The organism is Haemophilus paraphrohaemolyticus (assembly GCF_002015045.1).
GTDB classification, from domain to species: domain Bacteria; phylum Pseudomonadota; class Gammaproteobacteria; order Enterobacterales; family Pasteurellaceae; genus Haemophilus_A; species Haemophilus_A paraphrohaemolyticus.
The window spans coordinates 207,428-225,464 of the sequence record NZ_MUXX01000012.1; the positions used below are offsets into that span (position 1 = coordinate 207,428).

General features: G+C 41.2%; 15 protein-coding genes. 11 read left to right on the plus strand and 4 right to left on the minus strand.

Annotation, left to right across the window (positions count from 1 at the left end):
* Positions 1-141 precede the first annotated feature (141 nt).
* Positions 142-681, plus strand: coding sequence for a single-stranded DNA-binding protein (locus tag B0184_RS06640; protein ID WP_005708828.1), 540 nt, complete (start codon positions 142-144; stop codon positions 679-681).
* Between the two features lie 41 nt (positions 682-722).
* Here the strand turns inward: B0184_RS06640 and dcd are convergent, their stop codons facing one another.
* Complete coding sequence (gene dcd, locus B0184_RS06645) at positions 723-1,304, minus strand: dCTP deaminase (RefSeq protein WP_005708730.1); 582 nt, start codon at positions 1,302-1,304, stop codon at positions 723-725.
* Between the two features lies 1 nt (position 1,305).
* Positions 1,306-1,959 (minus strand): uridine kinase, encoded by a 654-nt coding sequence (udk, locus tag B0184_RS06650; protein WP_005708776.1) that lies wholly within the window; start codon positions 1,957-1,959, stop codon positions 1,306-1,308.
* 98 nt (positions 1,960-2,057) lie between these two features.
* Between udk and B0184_RS06655 the strand changes: the two genes are divergently transcribed.
* The 9 genes from B0184_RS06655 to lpdA all read left to right on the plus strand — a co-directional run bounded on the left by B0184_RS06655 (position 2,058) and on the right by lpdA (position 13,683).
* A complete protein-coding gene (locus B0184_RS06655; protein WP_005708866.1) occupies positions 2,058-2,684 on the plus strand; it encodes a LysE/ArgO family amino acid transporter in 627 nt (208 codons plus the stop codon).
* Positions 2,685-2,816: 132 nt separating this feature from the next.
* Positions 2,817-3,617 carry a class II glutamine amidotransferase gene (locus B0184_RS06660; RefSeq protein WP_005708769.1) on the plus strand — a complete coding sequence of 267 codons (801 nt, stop codon included), beginning with the start codon at positions 2,817-2,819 and terminating at the stop codon, positions 3,615-3,617.
* A gap of 100 nt (positions 3,618-3,717) precedes the next feature.
* On the plus strand, positions 3,718-4,350 hold the full coding sequence (gene lolB / locus B0184_RS06665) for a lipoprotein insertase outer membrane protein LolB (protein WP_039851355.1): 633 nt from the start codon (positions 3,718-3,720) through the stop codon (positions 4,348-4,350).
* Between the two features lie 13 nt (positions 4,351-4,363).
* Positions 4,364-5,191, plus strand: coding sequence for a 4-(cytidine 5'-diphospho)-2-C-methyl-D-erythritol kinase (ispE, locus tag B0184_RS06670; protein WP_005708810.1), 828 nt, complete (start codon positions 4,364-4,366; stop codon positions 5,189-5,191).
* A 27-nt stretch (positions 5,192-5,218) separates the two neighbouring features.
* Positions 5,219-6,169, plus strand: a complete 951-nt coding sequence (locus B0184_RS06675) for a ribose-phosphate pyrophosphokinase (RefSeq protein WP_005708697.1) — start codon at positions 5,219-5,221, stop codon at positions 6,167-6,169.
* A 53-nt stretch (positions 6,170-6,222) separates the two neighbouring features.
* Positions 6,223-7,230: a quinone-dependent dihydroorotate dehydrogenase gene (gene pyrD, locus B0184_RS06680; protein WP_005708791.1), complete on the plus strand. Its 1,008-nt coding sequence runs from the start codon at positions 6,223-6,225 to the stop codon at positions 7,228-7,230.
* 303 nt (positions 7,231-7,533) lie between these two features.
* Positions 7,534-10,191: a pyruvate dehydrogenase (acetyl-transferring), homodimeric type gene (gene aceE, locus B0184_RS06685; RefSeq protein WP_005708678.1), complete on the plus strand. Its 2,658-nt coding sequence runs from the start codon at positions 7,534-7,536 to the stop codon at positions 10,189-10,191.
* Between the two features lie 80 nt (positions 10,192-10,271).
* On the plus strand, positions 10,272-12,167 hold the full coding sequence (gene aceF / locus B0184_RS06690) for a pyruvate dehydrogenase complex dihydrolipoyllysine-residue acetyltransferase (protein WP_005708854.1): 1,896 nt from the start codon (positions 10,272-10,274) through the stop codon (positions 12,165-12,167).
* A 91-nt stretch (positions 12,168-12,258) separates the two neighbouring features.
* Positions 12,259-13,683, plus strand: a complete 1,425-nt coding sequence (lpdA, locus tag B0184_RS06695) for a dihydrolipoyl dehydrogenase (protein ID WP_005708823.1) — start codon at positions 12,259-12,261, stop codon at positions 13,681-13,683.
* Positions 13,684-14,029: 346 nt separating this feature from the next.
* Here lpdA and pntB read toward each other — a convergent pair whose 3' ends face one another.
* Both pntB and pntA read right to left on the minus strand, forming a co-directional pair.
* Positions 14,030-15,478 carry a Re/Si-specific NAD(P)(+) transhydrogenase subunit beta gene (gene pntB / locus B0184_RS06700; protein ID WP_005708901.1) on the minus strand — a complete coding sequence of 483 codons (1,449 nt, stop codon included), beginning with the start codon at positions 15,476-15,478 and terminating at the stop codon, positions 14,030-14,032.
* An 11-nt stretch (positions 15,479-15,489) separates the two neighbouring features.
* Positions 15,490-17,028 carry a Re/Si-specific NAD(P)(+) transhydrogenase subunit alpha gene (gene pntA / locus B0184_RS06705; RefSeq protein ID WP_005708819.1) on the minus strand — a complete coding sequence of 513 codons (1,539 nt, stop codon included), beginning with the start codon at positions 17,026-17,028 and terminating at the stop codon, positions 15,490-15,492.
* 214 nt (positions 17,029-17,242) lie between these two features.
* Here pntA and trmJ point away from each other — a divergent pair, with 214 nt between their 5' ends.
* A complete protein-coding gene (gene trmJ, locus B0184_RS06710) occupies positions 17,243-18,001 on the plus strand; it encodes a tRNA (cytosine(32)/uridine(32)-2'-O)-methyltransferase TrmJ (RefSeq protein ID WP_039851383.1) in 759 nt (252 codons plus the stop codon).
* The last annotated feature ends 36 nt before the right edge of the window (positions 18,002-18,037 follow it).

An 18,037-nucleotide genomic window follows, 5' to 3' on the forward strand; every position in this document is an offset into this window, starting at 1 on the left:
TTAAAGTATAGGTGGGAATTTTTTCACATTATATACTAAAAATAACGCTGTACAAAATATCAGTTTATTCTAGCTTTTTAGTTTGAAAGCGGTTAAAATGCCACTCAATTTTGTAATTCTAATTCAAGCTAAGAGGATTTTATGGCTGGAGTAAATAAAGTAATTATTGTGGGCAATTTAGGCAATGATCCTGAAATGCGTACTATGCCAAATGGCGAAGCAGTGGCAAATATTAGCGTCGCAACCAGTGAAAGTTGGACTGACAAAAATACAGGCGAACGCCGTGAAGCGACTGAATGGCACCGTATTGTATTCTATCGTCGCCAAGCAGAAGTAGCTGGTCAATACCTCCGCAAAGGCTCACAAGTGTATGTTGAAGGTCGCTTAAAAACCCGTAAATGGCAAGACCAAAATGGTCAAGACCGCTACACAACTGAAATTCAAGGTGATGTATTACAAATGTTAGGTAGCCGCAACCAAGGTGGTGAAATGGGCGGTCAAGGCGGTTGGAGCCAATCTAACAACCAAGGTGGCAACTGGAACCAAGCACCAGCATCAAATAACTACAACCAAGGTAATAGTTACAATAACAACTATTCACAAACGGCATCCAAACCAGTGGCGAAACCAGCACAAGCTGAACCGCCAATGGATAATTTTGATGATGATATTCCATTTTAATTATATAAAGAAAACCCAGCTTAAGCTGGGTTTTTTTGTATCTAGTCCTCATTAATCCGACTTGACACCGCACTTTGCTGATTTTTATATTTTGCATCTTTGCGAGCATTGTATGGTTTTCTAGCGTGCCCGCTTAAAACTTCAAAACTTAATGCTCCGATAGCCATATTGGGGCGAAGTGCAAGCGGTAATTTTCCTGCATTGAAAAACTCAAGCACAATACGCCCCTCCCAACCTGGATCGATGCGGTGAGCTGTCACGTGAACCATTAAGCCAAGGCGTGCTAGTGAAGAGCGACCATCTAGCCAACCAACGATGTTGGAAGGCAATTTTACTGATTCAAGAGTAACGGATAAGGCTAACTCTCCAGGATGAAGGAAAAAGGCTTCATCATCGCCGATAATAATTTCCTCACTCATTACCCGTTCAAGCTGTGCAGTTACCGCTTCACGTGGGCCACTGACATCAATATAAGGCGTTGAATGCTCGCGGAAAATACGGAATGAGTTGCCTAAACGAACATCAACGGTCGCTCCCGAAATTTTATCATTCGCTGGGCGTGGGGTAATTTCGATTAAGCCTTCATCTAAATAACGCTCAATGTCGGTATCACACAGACGCATCTTATTTTTTCCCTAATAATTGTTGAATTTGGGCTTTTAAGATATTGATCGCAATGCGGTTTTTTCCACCTTTTGGCACGATAATATCGGCATATTGTTTTGATGGTTCAATGAACTGCAAGAACATTGGACGAACGGTTTTACGATATTGCTCAATTACAGACTCCATTGTTCTACCACGTTCAACCATATCGCGCTGTAAACGGCGGATAAAACAGATATCAAGAGGTGCATCAACGAAGATAGAAACATTGATTTCATCTCGGATTTCTTCGTCGGTAAGTAATAAAATACCTTCAAGGATAATAATTTTTTTTGCATCAAAGCGAGTGGTAGAGGTTTTGCGGTTGTGTTCCGCATAATCATATTCAGGAATGTCGATAGATTTGCCTTGTTTTAATTGGCGTAAGTGTTCAACCAATAAATGGTGATCCATTGAGCTCGGATGGTCGTAGTTGGTTTTAATACGTTCTTCCATCGTCAAATGGCTTTGATCTTTATAATAGGCATCTTCTGAAATAATTCCGATGTCGTCCGAACCTAACTCTTCTTTTAGCTCTTTATAAATGGTTGAGGCGATTAAACTTTTGCCAGAAGCGGAGGCCCCTGCAATGGCAATCACGATACACGCTTGGTTTTCACTGATTACAGACATTTTCTTTTCTCTTGTCAAAATAAAATTCGGGCAATTATACCTTAATTTTGTAAAAAGTTGCGTATAATTGCCCGCTTGCTAAGTTAAATGGAGGAAAAATGGAACATTTTATTCAAGGTTTAATAGTTTGTTTTGGCTTGATTGTATCTATTGGGGCACAAAATGCCTTTTTATTAAAACAAGGTATTTTAAAACAGCACGTTTTTGCCGTCGCACTTTTATGCTTTTTAGGCGATGTGCTTTTGATGACAATCGGCATGCTAGGCTTGGGAGAATTGATTTCTCAATCGCCTCTGGTCAGTTTTTTAGTGGCGATTTTAGGTGTGGTTTTTCTGTTCACTTATGGCAGCCAATCTTTTATTAGTATGTTTAAACAGAGTGGTGCATTAAAAGAGAGTGATAGCTCGGCAACCAGTCTAAAAAGAACATTGATGATTACGTTTGTGATTACTTTTTTAAATCCGCACGTTTATATTGATACGGTAGTGATTTTAGGCGCAATTGGTGGAAAATTGGCATTTGCTGAAAAATGGATGTTTCTGGCAGGAGCGCTAACCTGTTCTTTGATTTGGTTCTTTGGTGTGGGCTATGGAGCTGGCTTTCTCGCCCCTTATTTTGCAAAACGCCGTGTTTGGCAAATCTTGGATTTCATTACTGGCGTGATTATGTATGCGATTGCGATTAGTCTTGTTATTTTTGCAATAGGTTTGTTTGATCAACTTTAATTGATTTTTATTCCAAAAAGTAGCAAACAATAAAAATTTACTCTAATTTTTTTGATCAAATGCTATTGAAATTCCCCGAATAATTCACCAAAATGGGGCGTAATTTTCAGAAATATTTTAAGAAGTGAAATTATGTGTCAATTATTAGGAATGAATTGTAATACACCGACCGATATTACTTTTTCTTTTGAAGGTTTTCGGCGACGGGCGGGGGTAACTGATCAGCATACGGACGGTTTTGGTATTGCTTTTTTTGAAGGTAAGGGTGTGCGTATCTTTCGTGATAACCGCCCTGGTGCATCTTCTCCAATGGCAGATTTAGTCAGCCAATATCGTATTAAATCTTTTAACGTGATTTCGCATATTCGTAAGGCAACACGTGGCGATGTGAATTTGGAAAACACCCATCCTTTTATTCGTGAACTGTGGGGCGAAAACTGGGTTTTTGCTCATAATGGCACGGTGGAAGGCGTTCGCCCTTGTGCTGATTGCCATTATCAACCGATTGGCACGACAGACTCTGAAGCGGCATTTTGTTGTATTGTATCGCGTTTGCGTGAACGTTTTGATAAAAAGCCGAGCGAAAAAGAGATTTTTGATGCTGTGGTCGAAATTACAGCAGATATTGCGACCCACGGTGTGTTTAACTTTATTATGTCGAACGGACATTGGATGATCGCACGCTGTTCAACCAGACTTTATTATGTGACACGTAAGGCACCATTTAGCAAGGCACTGCGCGATGATGATGTGGAAATTGATTTCAGCAAATACACCACCGAAAATGATAAAGTGACCATTATTGCCACTCAGCCACTTACAAAAAATGAAAATTGGATCAAAATGAAAAACGGTGGTTATGTCTTTTTCAAAAATGGCGAGTTAGTGGAGGAGATTGAAGGCACATTGCCAGATAATCAATCGCACGTTTAGCCATCGGCCTCATGAAAATTAAGACAAGCGGTGAGATTTCGAGTAGAATTTGAAAAATTTTACAGAAATCTCACCGCTTTATTATATGTCTATGCAAAGTATGAAAAAACTTTCTCTTCTTGGCTCGTTGAGCCTTTCGCTTTTTCTTGTTGGTTGCCAATCGGTGCTGGATGCGCCTACTCAAATTGAGCAGCCTGTCGTTCAAATTCCGCATAATGATCCTCTGTGGCAAGCTCATCTAGCTCAGCTTGAAAAAATCAGCGGTTATCAAGCCAAAGGGCAGTTTGGTTATATTTCGCCTGAAGAGCGTTTTTCTTCGCATTTTGATTGGCAATATAAAAATGCCAACAATTTTGGTTTGGAGCTTTCATCCAATCTTTCGAGTAAATCGTTGAAATTACACCGCAATGCGCGAGGTTTAACCGTTTCTGATAGCGAAGGCAATAGCCGTTCTGATCGCGATATTGATACGTTAATGCAAGAGATTATTGGCGTATCTTTCCCTATTGATCAGTTTGCGTATTGGCTCAAAGGTTTACCAGAAAAAGAGGGGAATTATATGGTCAATGAAAAACGCCAATTAGCACAATTTAGTTATCCGCTGAATGGAGTGGTGTGGAAAGTAACTTATGTTTCTTACGATGAAACGCGTCAGCCGAATTTACCGAAATTGATTGTACTCGAAAATGGTTCACAAACCCTAAAAATCCGTGTGGATAATTGGATACACTAATAGGAATAAGCCAATGAAATTACCAAGCCCTGCAAAATTAAACCTCTTTCTGTATATCACGGGTAAGCGGTCGGATGGTTATCATGAATTGCAAACGCTATTCCAATTCTTAGATTTTGGCGATGAATTGGAATTTGAGGTGACGGATGACGGCGAGATCGTGTTGCTTGATGAGTTGCCAGATGTGCCGAAAGATCAGAATTTGATTTATCGTGCGGCAAAACTTTTGCAAGAAAAAACCGCTTGTAAGCAAGGTGTAAAAATCCGTTTAACTAAAAATTTACCTATGGGTGGTGGCGTAGGGGGCGGCTCTTCTAATGCGGCAACGGTATTAGTCGGGCTAAATCATTTATGGCAAACGGGGCTTTCACTTGAGCAACTTGCAGAAATAGGCTTGTCGCTTGGGGCGGATGTGCCGATTTTTGTACGAGGTTTTGCCGCATTTGCGGAGGGAGTCGGGGAGGTTTTAACGCCTTGTGAACCTACTGAGAAATGGTATGTGGTGTTAAAGCCTGATGTATCAATTTCAACCCCTGCTGTTTTTCGCGATCCGAACTTGCCCCGTAATACACCTAAACGGACGATGGAAGCGTTATTAAATGCAAAATGGGAAAACGATTGCGAAAAAGTTGTTCGAGATCATTATTTCGAGGTTGAAGAATTGATGTCAAAGTTGGTAAAATATGCCACGTTCCGTTTAACGGGAACGGGGGCTTGTATTTTTGCTGAATTTGACAGTTTTGATGAAGCCAATGCCGTTTTTGTTCAAAGACCTGATAACGTGTTTGGCTTTGTGGCAAAAGGGCAGAACCTTTCACCGTTACACCAACGTCTTTTTTAATACACTTATCCTAAAGGATCTATTCCAATGCCAGATATTAAATTGTTTGCAGGTAATGCAACGCCAGAACTTGCAAAACGTATTGCAGAACGTCTTTATATTTCTCTCGGTGATGCTACAGTGGGACGCTTCAGTGATGGTGAAATCCAAGTTCAAATCAATGAAAATGTACGTGGTTCAGATGTATTTATCGTGCAATCGACTTGTGCACCAACGAATGATAACTTAATGGAATTGATCGTCATGGTAGACGCATTACGCCGTGCTTCAGCAGGTCGTATTACCGCTGTAATTCCTTATTTTGGTTATGCGCGTCAAGACCGCCGTGTGCGTTCAGCTCGAGTGCCAATTACAGCAAAAGTCGTAGCAGATTTCCTTTCAAGTGTGGGCGTGGATCGTGTTTTAACTTGTGACCTTCACGCAGAACAAATCCAAGGTTTCTTTGATGTACCAGTAGATAACGTATTCGGTTCTCCTGTGCTTATCAATGATATTCTTCAAAAAACTAACCTAAACAATCCAATCGTTGTATCACCAGATATTGGTGGGGTGGTGCGTGCTCGTGCAATCGCAAAATTATTAAACGATGCGGATATGGCAATCATCGACAAACGTCGTCCAAAAGCAAATGTTTCTCAGGTAATGCACATCATTGGCGATGTGGCTGGTCGTGATTGTATCCTTGTTGATGATATGATCGACACAGGCGGTACTTTAGTGAAAGCCGCAGAAGCGTTAAAAGAACGTGGTGCAACGAAAGTGTTTGCTTATGCTACTCACGCAGTATTATCAGGTACAGCAGCGAAAAACTTGGCAAACCCAGCGTTAGATGAAGTTGTGGTAACCGATACTATTCCTCTTTCTGATGAAATTAAAGCACTGAACAAAGTTCGTGCATTAACCTTATCTGGTATGCTTGCAGAAGCGATTCGCCGTATCAGCAATGAAGAATCGATTTCAGCAATGTTTGATGCTTAATTTTTTAAACCCAGTCGAAAGATTGGGTTTTTTTCTATGATTTTCGGGTTTATATGTACTCTCTTATTCGCAAATTTATCTTTTCTATGCAGCCTGAAACGGCACATAATTTCACCGTTCAATTACTCAAATTAGCAGGAAATCTGCCTTTTCCTATTTTACCTATGCCACAAAATCCAACCGAAGTAATGGGTTTAAAATTCAAAAATCCGATTGGTTTAGCCGCGGGAGCGGATAAAAATGGCGAGGCGATTGATGGCTTTGGTAAACTTGGGTTCGGCTTCATTGAAGTGGGGACGGTAACACCACTGGCTCAAGATGGGAATCAGAAACCACGTCAGTTCCGCATTGTGGAAGCTGAGGGCATTATTAACCGTAATGGCTTTAATAATTTGGGTGTAGATGTGCTAGTTAAGAATGTCAAAAAAGCGAAATACGATGGCATTCTTGGTATCAATATCGGTAAAAATGCGATTACCCCGATAGAACGAGCGTTAGATGACTATCAGATTTGTTTACGTAAAGTTTATGAGCATGCAGATTATATTACTGTGAACATCTCCTCGCCAAATACCAAAAACCTTCGTACTTTACAGTATGGTGAGGCGTTAGATGATTTATTAAAATCACTCAAAGCGGAACAAACTAAGCTTTCGCAAAAATTTGGCAAGTATAAACCGCTTGTGTTGAAGATTGCCCCTGATTTAAGCGAAGAAGAGATTGCATCGGTGGCGGATAGTTTGGTTCGTCATCAAATTGATGGGGTGATTGCGGGGAATACTACGCTTTTTCGCGATCCTGTGGAGGGGCTTAGAAATGCAGAGCAGCAAGGTGGCTTAAGCGGTAAGCCATTGCATGCGCTGAGCACGCGTTTAATCTGTACGCTTGCTAAGGAATTAAATGGCGCATTGCCGATTATTGGTAGCGGCGGTATTCATTCTGTCACATCGGGTCAAGAAAAAATTGATGCGGGGGCTAAATTGTTGCAAGTTTATTCAGGGATGATTTACGCAGGACCGAAATTAATTCAAGATTTAGCAAGAGAGATTAAGCTTGGTTAAACACTCATAGGCTCAGCTTATCTTTCCCCATTGCACAGGTCAAAAAAATAGACAAAACAACCGTTTTTTGTTATCTTTATTTAAAAATTTATCTACATTTTTACAACATTTTCACAAGCATCAGAAAATCCTTGTAAATCAAATAGATATAGATTGTGTGATAGGCTTTAACAATAATTTGTAAGGCAATTTAGTTGAGAGTGCAAGTTGTTGTTAAGGCTTATTGCATAAGCATTCAGCACACGATAGGGTTTATTTTTAGCCCTATTTCCATTCAATAATCAATACATTAAGGGAAAACCTATGTCAGAGATTTTAGTAAATGACGTAGATCCAATCGAAACTCAAGATTGGTTACAATCATTAGATTCATTAATTCGTGAAGAAGGCGTTGAGCGTGCTCAATACATCATTGAGCAAGTTATTGGTCAAGCTCGCACAAATGGCGTTTCATTACCTACAGGCGTAACAACAGATTACGTAAACACCATCCCAGCATCTGAGCAACCTGCTTACCCAGGTGATCACGCAATTGAGCGTCGTATCCGTTCTGCGGTACGTTGGAATGCGATCGCAATGGTTTTACGTAGTCAGAAAAAAGATCTTGACTTAGGTGGTCACATCTCAACATACCAATCTGCTGCAACCATGTATGAAGTGTGCTATAACCACTTCTTCAAAGCTGCAACCGAGAAAAACGGTGGCGATTTAATTTTCTTCCAAGGTCACGCTGCACCAGGTATGTACGCACGTGCCTTCTTAGAAGGTCGTTTAACTGAAGAACAAATGGATAACTTCCGTCAAGAAGCCTTTGCAGACGGTTTATCTTCATACCCACACCCTAAATTAATGCCTGAATTCTGGCAATTCTCAACCGTTTCAATGGGTTTAGGTCCAGTAAACGCGATCTACCAGGCTCGTTTCTTAAAATACTTAGATAACCGTGGCTTAAAAGACACCAAAGATCAAAAAGTGTACGCATTCTTAGGCGATGGTGAGATGGATGAAATCGAGTCTAAAGGTGCATTAACTTTCGCTGCACGCGAGCACTTAGATAACTTAATCTTCACTATTAGCTGTAACTTACAACGTTTAGACGGTCCAGTTAATGGTAACGGTAAAATCGTTCAAGAATTAGAAGGTTTATTCACAGGTGCTGGCTGGGAAGTTATCAAAGTATTATGGGGCAGCGAATGGGATAAATTATTCGCCAAAGATACTTCTGGCAAATTAACTCAGTTAATGATGGAGGTAGTTGACGGTGACTATTTAACCTTCAAATCAAAAGATGGTGCTTACGTACGTGAACACTTCTTTGGTCGTTACCCAGAAACTGCAGCATTAGTAGCGGATATGACAGATGATGAAATCTGGGCATTACGTCGCGGTGCACACGATAGTGAAAAACTTTACGCAGCGTATGCGAAAGCACAAAAAGCAACTAAACCAGTTGTAATTTTAGCACACCAAGTGAAAGGTTATAAAATCCCTGAAGCGGAAAGTAAAAACACTGCTCACCAATCGAAAAAAATGTCTTACGAAAGCCTTAAAGGTTTCCGTGACTTCTTTGAATTACCATTAACAGATGAGCAAGTAGAAAAATTAGAATACATTAAATTTGCTGAAGGCACGCCTGAGTATGAATACTTACATGGCCATCGTAAAGCATTAAACGGCTATGTTCCTGCTCGTCGTACTAAATTTGATGTTGAATATAAAGTTCCTGCATTAGAAGAGTTTAAAGCATTATTAGAAGAACAACCGCGTGGTATTTCAACCACAATGGCGTTTACTCGTGCATTAAACATCTTATTAAAAGATAAAAACATTGGTAAAACTATCGTTCCAATGATTGCGGATGAAGCGCGTACATTCGGTATGGAAGGTTTATTCCGTCAAGTTGGTATCTACAATCCACACGGTCAAAATTACGTACCTTCAGACCGAGACTTAGTGGCTTACTACCGTGAAGCGAAAGATGGTCAAGTATTACAAGAAGGTATCAACGAATTAGGTGCAACCGCATCTTGGTTAGCAGCAGCGAACTCATACTCTGTAAACAACCAACCGATGATTCCATTCTTCATCTATTACTCTATGTTTGGTTTCCAACGTGTAGGCGATATGATGTGGGCTGCTGGTGACCAATTAGCTCGTGGTTTCATGGTGGGTGGGACTTCAGGTCGTACAACCTTAAACGGCGAAGGCTTACAACACGAAGATGGTCACAGCCATATCCAAGCAGGTATTATCCCGAACTGTGTAACTTACGACCCATCATTCGCATTCGAAGTTGCAGTAATTATGCAAGACGGTATCAACCGTATGTACGGCGAAAAACAAGAAGATGTGTTCTATTATATGACCACATTAAACGAAGTTATGGATCAACCAGCAATGCCTGCAGGTGCAGAAGATGGTATCCGTAAAGGTTTATATAAATTCGAAACCGTTAAAGGTAAAGGCAAAGGTCATGTTCAACTATTAGGTTCTGGTGCGATTATGCGTCACGTTCGTGAAGCAGCACAAATCCTTGCAAATGACTACGGTGTGACTTCAGATGTGTTCTCAGCACCTTCATTCAATGAATTAGCACGTGAAGGTCACGATGCTGCACGTTGGAACTTATTACACCCAACAGCGGAACAACGCATACCATACGTTGCTCAAGTATTAGCAGATTTACCAACAGTGGCTTCAACGGACTATGTGAAAGCATACGCAGATCAAATCCGTGCATTCGTACCAAGCAAACACTATCACGTGTTAGGTACTGACGGTTTTGGTCGTTCAGACAGCCGTGCAAACTTACGTGAACACTTTGAAGTAGACGCACGTTATGTTGTGGTTGCAGCACTTTCACAATTAGCGAAGGAAGGTACAGTATCGAGCCAAGTAGTTGCAGATGCTATCGCGAAATTCGGCTTGAATGTAGATCGTATTAACCCGTTATACGCATAATGCAAGCGGTCTAAATAAGTTAGAATTTTGCAAAATAGGGTAGGGATTCCCTACCCATTTCAAAAAGAAGGATTACCAAAATGTCAAAACAAATTAATGTACCAGATATCGGTAGCGATGAAGTTACCGTAACAGAAGTGATGGTAAACGTGGGTGATACCATTTCTGCTGATCAATCAATCATCAATGTTGAAGGTGATAAAGCTTCAATGGAAGTACCTGCACCAGAAGCAGGTGTTGTAAAAGAAGTCTTAGTTAAAGTGGGCGATAAAGTAACCACAGGTTCACCAATGTTAGTATTAGAAGCAGCAGGTGTAGCACCAGCTGCTGAAGCCCCTGCAGCAGTGGCTCCAGCGCCAGTTGCAACAGCATCAGCAATTGTTGAAGTTAATGTACCAGATATCGGTGGCGATGAAGTTAATGTGACTGAAATTATGGTGAAAGTAGGCGATTCAGTAGAAGTTGACCAATCTATCATCAACGTTGAAGGTGACAAAGCTTCAATGGAAGTCCCAGCACCAATCGCAGGTGTAGTAAAAGAAATTTTAATCAACGTAGGTGATAAAGTTTCTACTGGTAAATTAATTATGAAATTTGAAACGGCATCTGCGGCACCAGTAGCGGAAGTTGCTCCAGCTCAAGTGGCTGCGCCTGCAGCGCCAGCAGTAGCAGCAATTAAAGATGTAAATGTACCTGATATCGGTGGCGATGAAGTAAACGTAACCGAAATTATGGTAGCGGTAGGCGATACTGTAACTGAAGAGCAGTCTTTAATTACCGTTGAAGGCGACAAAGCATCAATGGAAGTGCCAGCACCATTTGCAGGTGTAGTGAAAGAAATTTTAGTGAAATCAGGCGATAAAGTTTCAACAGGTTCATTAATTATGCGTTTTGAAGTGGCGGGAGCAGCGCCAGCTCCAGTTGCACAAGCAGCGGCTCCGGCTCCACAAGCTGCAGCCCCTGCTCCAGCAGCTCAACCAGCACAAAGCGGTAACGTTGCAGGCTTAAGCCAAGAGCAAGTGGTAGCAAGTGCAGGTTACGCTCACGCAACACCAGTGATTCGTCGTTTAGCACGTGAATTCGGTGTGAACTTAGATAAAGTGAAAGGTACAGGTCGTAAAGGTCGTATCGTTAAAGAAGACATCGAAGCTTATGTGAAAACTGCAGTGAAAGCTTACGAAAGTGGTGCAACAGCTCAAGCAGCGGGTAACGGTGTAGCGAATGGTGCTGGCTTAGGCTTATTACCATGGCCAAAAGTAGATTTCAGTAAATTCGGTGAAGTAGAAGAAGTTGAATTAAGCCGCATCAACAAAATCTCTGGTGCGAACTTACACCGTAACTGGGTAATGATTCCACACGTGACACACTTCGATCGTACCGACATTACAGAGTTAGAAGCATTCCGTAAAGAACAGAACAAGATTGTTGAAAAACAAAAACTTGATGTGAAAATTACACCAGTTGTGTTCATTATGAAAGCGGTTGCAAAAGCGTTAGAAGCGTTCCCACGTTTCAACAGCTCAATCTCTGAAGATGGTCAAAAATTAACAATTAAGAAATACATCAACATCGGTGTGGCGGTAGATACACCAAATGGCTTAGTCGTTCCAGTGTTCAAAAATGTGAACAAGAAAGGCATTATTGAGTTATCTCGCGAGTTGATGGAAGTCTCGAAAAAAGCACGCGAAGGCAAATTGACAGGTTCAGATATGCAAGGCGGTTGCTTCACGATTTCAAGTTTGGGCGGTATTGGTACAACCCACTTCACCCCAATCGTGAATGCACCAGAAGTGGCAATTTTAGGTGTATCTAAATCTGAAATGGCTCCTGTATGGAACGGTAAAGAGTTCGCTCCACGCTTAATGCTCCCATTATCATTATCATTCGACCACCGTGTGATCGATGGCGCTGATGGTGCTCGTTTCTTAAGCTACATCAACGGTGTATTAGCAGATATCCGTCGCCTAGTAATGTAATTAGGTCGTGTAACTTAGCAATGTAATCAATCTGTAAGCGGTCGGATTTGCAAGAAAATTGACAAAATCGACCGCTTGAAAAGGAAAAGATATGAGTAAAGAAATTAAAACCCAAGTAGTTGTACTTGGTGCAGGTCCTGCAGGTTATTCAGCTGCGTTCCGTTGTGCTGACTTAGGTTTAGAAACCGTTCTTGTAGAACGTTATTCAACTTTAGGTGGGGTATGTTTAAACGTAGGTTGTATTCCATCAAAAGCGTTATTACACGTTTCTAAAGTAATTGAAGAAGCAAAACACGCAACTAAAAACGGTATTTACTTTGGTGAACCAACTATCAATTTAGACGAAGTTCGTGCAGGTAAAGATGCTGTAGTCGCTAAATTAACAGGCGGTTTAGCAGGTATGGCAAAAGCACGTAAAGTGACCGTGGTTGAAGGCTTAGCAGCATTTACTGATCCAAATACATTAGTGGCACGTGATCGTGATGGTAATCCAACTACTGTTAAATTTGATAATGCAATTATTGCGGCGGGTTCTCGTCCAATTCAATTACCATTCATCCCGCATGAAGACCCTCGTATTTGGGATTCAACAGATGCACTTAAATTAAAAGAAGTACCGAAAAAACTTCTTATCATGGGGGGCGGTATCATTGGTTTAGAGATGGGTACAGTTTATCACTCTCTAGGTTCAGAGATTGAAGTGGTTGAAATGTTTGACCAAGTTATCCCAGCGGCAGATAAAGATGTTGTAGCAATCTACACCAAACAAATCGAGAAAAAATTCAAGTTAATGCTTGAAACTAAAGTAACTGCAGTTGAAGCAAAAGATGATGGTATCTATGTTTCAATGGAAGGTAAAGCATGTAACGATACTAAACGTTATGATGCAGTACTTGTTGCTATTGGTCGTACACCAAACGGTAAATTAATCGATGCAGGTAAAGCAGGTGTTGAAGTTGATGAGCGTGGTTTCATTCGTGTAGATAAACAAATGCGTACTAACGTACCTCATATCTTCGCAATCGGTGATATCGTTGGTCAACCAATGTTAGCACATAAAGGTGTGCATGAAGGTCACGTTGCAGCAGAAGTGATTGCAGGACAAAAACACTACTTCGATCCGAAAGTGATTCCATCAATCGCTTATACTGAGCCAGAAGTGGCATGGGTAGGTAAAACAGAGAAAGAGTGTAAGCAAGAAGGCTTAAACTACGAAGTGGCGAAATTCCCTTGGGTGGCATCAGGTCGTGCGATTGCTTCTGAATGTTCAGAAGGTATGACTAAACTTATCTTCGATAAAGACACTCACCGCGTATTAGGTGGTGCGATTGTAGGTAGCAATGGTGGTGAATTATTAGGTGAAATCGGCTTAGCAATCGAAATGGGTTGCGATGCAGAAGATATTGCATTAACTATCCATGCCCACCCAACGCTTCATGAATCTGTTGGTTTAGCAGCAGAAGTGTTTGAAGGCTCAATTACAGACCTTCCAAATGCAAAAGCGAAAAAACGTTAATTTACGTTGAGTTTTATAGCCTCCTTTATTGGGGGCTTTTTTATATTGTGTTGTCATATTTAAAAATGTGATAAGAGTAAACTCATAAAACTTAAAAAATGCGCTAAATTGATCTATAAAATCATTATATACTCGATTCAATCTAAATAACTTTCTTAGATGTTTATAAACTGGGATAGGGAATGTGAGCATTTAAAAGCTTGTTATACCATAAATTTAATATTGAATAAGCTGATTTAAGGTAAACAAAATAACTTGTGAGTTTTGAATTAGAGGGTGCAAGAGAATAAAAAACCTGATTGAAATTGCTCTCAATCAGGTTTTTTATTGTTATGATTTATTTAATTTACGCATTCAACGCTCTTAAAATATCATCCACACGTTCTTTCGCATCACCAAATAACATTTGGGTGTTTTCTTTGAAGAAGAGTGGGTTTTGAACGCCTGCGTAGCCTACTGCCATTGAGCGTTTGAATACCACTACATTTTGTGCTTTCCAAACTTCTAATACTGGCATACCTGCGATTGGGCTTGATGGATCGTCTAATGCTGCTGGGTTTACGGTGTCGTTTGCTCCGATAACTAATACTACATCAGTTTCTTCGAAATCGTCGTTGATTTCATCCATTTCTAATACCACATCGTAAGGTACTTTTGCTTCTGCTAATAATACGTTCATATGACCAGGTAAGCGACCTGCAACAGGGTGAATACCAAAGCGAACATTCACGCCTTTTTCGCGTAATTTTGCGGTGATTTCTGCCACAGGGTATTGCGCTTGTGCTACCGCCATACCGTATCCTGGAGTGATGATCACAGAGCTTGCATTTTTAAGCATTTCTGCTACTTCTTCTGCTGAAGTTTCGCGATATTCGCCTTGTTCTTCTTCGCCAGTGCTTGCTTTTACTTCTGTGCCGAAACCACCTGCGATTACGCTGATGAATGAGCGGTTCATCGCTTTACACATAATGTAAGAAAGGATTGCACCTGAAGAACCTACTAGCGCCCCTGTTACGATTAACAAGTCGTTGCTTAGCATAAAGCCTGCTGCAGCCGCTGCCCAACCAGAGTATGAGTTAAGCATTGACACCACCACTGGCATATCGGCACCACCGATTGATGAGACTAAGTGCCAGCCGAATGCAAGTGCGATTGCTGTCATAATTAATACAGGGAAGATATTATCTGGGCTGTTTAAGAATGACACCATTAAGAAAGCTGAAATCACTAATGCCGCAAGGTTTAATTTGTGTTTGTGCGGAAGGTTTAATGCCGCAGAGTTTACTTTGCGACCAAATAATTTACCGCTTAATTTACCAAACGCAACTAATGAACCAGAGAAGGTTACCGCACCGATGAAGATCCCTAAGAACACTTCCACGTTGTGAATGTTCGCAAGAGTTGCTTGTTCTGCGTGGAATGCAGCAAGTGCTACTTCATCTAAGTTTGCAGGTGCAACTGCTTCTACGTGTAAGCCCCAGCTGTTGAAGCCCACTAATACTGCAGCTAAACCTACAAAGCTGTGAAGAATTGCCACAAGCTCTGGCATTTCAGTCATTTCCACTTTAAGGGCTTTTTTCACACCAATGAAACCACCAATTGCCATTGCAATTAAGATCCAAAGTGTGCCTTGTGATTGTGGGCCAAAGATGGTTGCAACTAATGCAATTGCCATACCCACGATACCATACCAACAACCAGCTTTTGCGGTTTCGTGTCTAGAAAGTCCCGCTAGGCTCATAATAAAGAGGATAGCAGCAATAATGTACGCTGCGGTAACAAATCCAAATGACATCTTGCTTCTCCTTAACCTTTTCTAAACATTGCAAGCATACGTTGCGTCACTTTAAAACCACCAAAGATATTGATGCTTGCAACGAGAATCGCAATGAAAGCAAGAATATCAATGAAGAAATTACCTGTTGGTTGGCGAATTTGTAACACCGCCCCTACGATGATAATCCCTGAAACCGCATTGGTTACCGCCATTAATGGGGTGTGTAATGCGTGGCTAACGTTCCAAACTACGTAGTAACCCACTACGCAAGCAAGAACGAATACGGTAAAGTGAGATAGGAATGCTGCTGGTGCAACAGAAGCTAACCAAAGGAATAACACGCCAACACCTGCCATTACGCCATATTTCACGAGTGGATCGGTTGGTTTCTCTTCTTTTTTCTCAACTGGTGCTGCTGCCGCTTGTTTTTGCGGTTGTGCAGAAACTTGAATTGGTGGTGCTGGCCACGTTACTTCGCCTTCGCGAACAACGGTTACGCCGCGTAATACCACATCTTCAAAGTTAATGTTGATTTCACCATCTTTGTTAGGTGCTAATAGTTTTAATAAATTCACTAAGTTAGTACCGTAAAGTTGTGAAGATTGGGTTGGTAAACGTGCTGGGAAGTCGGTGTAGCCAATCACTTTTACTTGATTGTCTGTTATCACCACTTCGCCTGCTTTGGTATATTCGCAGTTACCGCCTGTAGCTGCAGCTAAGTCTACAACGACTGAGCCTGGTTTCATTGAATCTACCATCTCTTTCGTGATTAAACGTGGTGCTGCTTTACCTGGAATTGCAGCTGTCGTGATAATAATATCCACTTCTTTCGCTTGTTCAGCGTAAAGTTCCATCGCACGACGGTTGAACTCTTCTGACATTACTTTCGCATAACCATCGCCTGAGCCGCCTTCTTCTTCGAAGTCAATTTCTAAGAAATCTGCGCCCATTGATTTTACTTGCTCTTTTACTTCAGGGCGAGAGTCAAACGCACGCACAATCGCGCCTAAGCTATTCGCTGCACCAATTGCTGCTAAACCTGCTACACCTGCACCAATTACAAGCACTTTCGCAGGCGGAACTTTACCCGCTGCCGTAATTTGACCTGTAAAGAAGCTACCAAACGCATTTGCCGCTTCAATAACTGCGCGATAACCAGAAATGTTTGCCATAGAAGAAAGAGCATCTAATGCTTGTGCACGAGAGATACGCGGCACCGCATCCATTGCTAACACATTGATTTTCTTCGCACTTAATTTTTCCATCAATTGTGGATTTTGTGCTGGCCAAATAAAGCTCACAAGGGTTGCACCTTCTTTAATAAGGGCAATTTCCTGTTCAGTTGGGGCATTCACTTTAAAAATGATGTCTGCGTTCCAAACTTCTTGTGTTGTGCCAACAGACGCACCTGCTTTCGCAAAAGCATCATCTTCAAAACTTGCTTTAAAGCCAGCATCGTGTTCAACGATCACCTCAAAGCCGAGTTTTTTAATCTGCTCAACGGTTTTCGGTGTTGCAGCAACACGCGTTTCGCCGTCTAACAGTTCTCTTGGTACACCAATAAGCATAAAGACTCCTGTATTGGATTGGGGTTTATATAGTTAAGCTACTAATGTAGCCTTATGGTTTTTAAAAAATGCCATAACTCTACCATTAAAATTGTCAAATTTGTAAAAAAATTACGCCTATCAATTTAATTATTTGACGAAATTCATAATTTCATAATGAAACCGAAATTTGATAGAATTAGCCGATATAAAAAACGCTTCAAATAAAACCAAAATGAATATTTTAGATCAAATTCAAATTATCCTTGTTGAAACCTCTCTGCCCGCTAATATTGGCTCGGCTGCACGTGCAATGAAAACTATGGGGATTTCTCATTTACGATTGGTTGCACCAAAACAACCGCTTGATGAAGATGCTTTTGCATTATCGGCAGGGGCAAAAGATCTCCTTGAAAATGCTCAAAGTTTTGACAGCTTTGACGAAGCTATTGCCGATTGCCAGCTTGTGATTGGCACGAGTGCTCGTTTACGCCATCTACAAAATAGTTTGATTGAACCGCGCACCTGCGGAGAGTTAGTCGTAAAACGAGCCGAACAAGGCAAAGTCGCCCTCGTTTTTGGGCGTGAACGTGTTGGGCTAACCAATGAAGAATTGCTCAAATGCCATTATCATTTAAACTTTCCAACCAATCCTGAATATGGCTCACTCAACTTGGCTATGGCAGTGCAATTAGTAGCCTATGAAGTAAGAATGGCGTATCTTAGTCATCAACAAGCGGTCGAAAATTCGCAAAACTTTGCTAAAAACCAACCGCTTGCAGCAGTCGAAAAAGATTACCCGAACGCCGAAGCCTTAGAGCATTTTTACCAACACACAGAAAGGCTTTATAAAGCACTTGGCTTCATTCGCAATGATGCGGTTATGCTTAAGCTTCGCCGTCTTTATCAACGTGCTGAATTAGAAAGCAATGAATTGAATTTATTAAGAGGAATGCTAACGGCAGTTGAACGTAGCCAGAAAGCGTGTAATTAAAATATAAAGGTATGGGAAGTTGTAGAAATAGCCTTT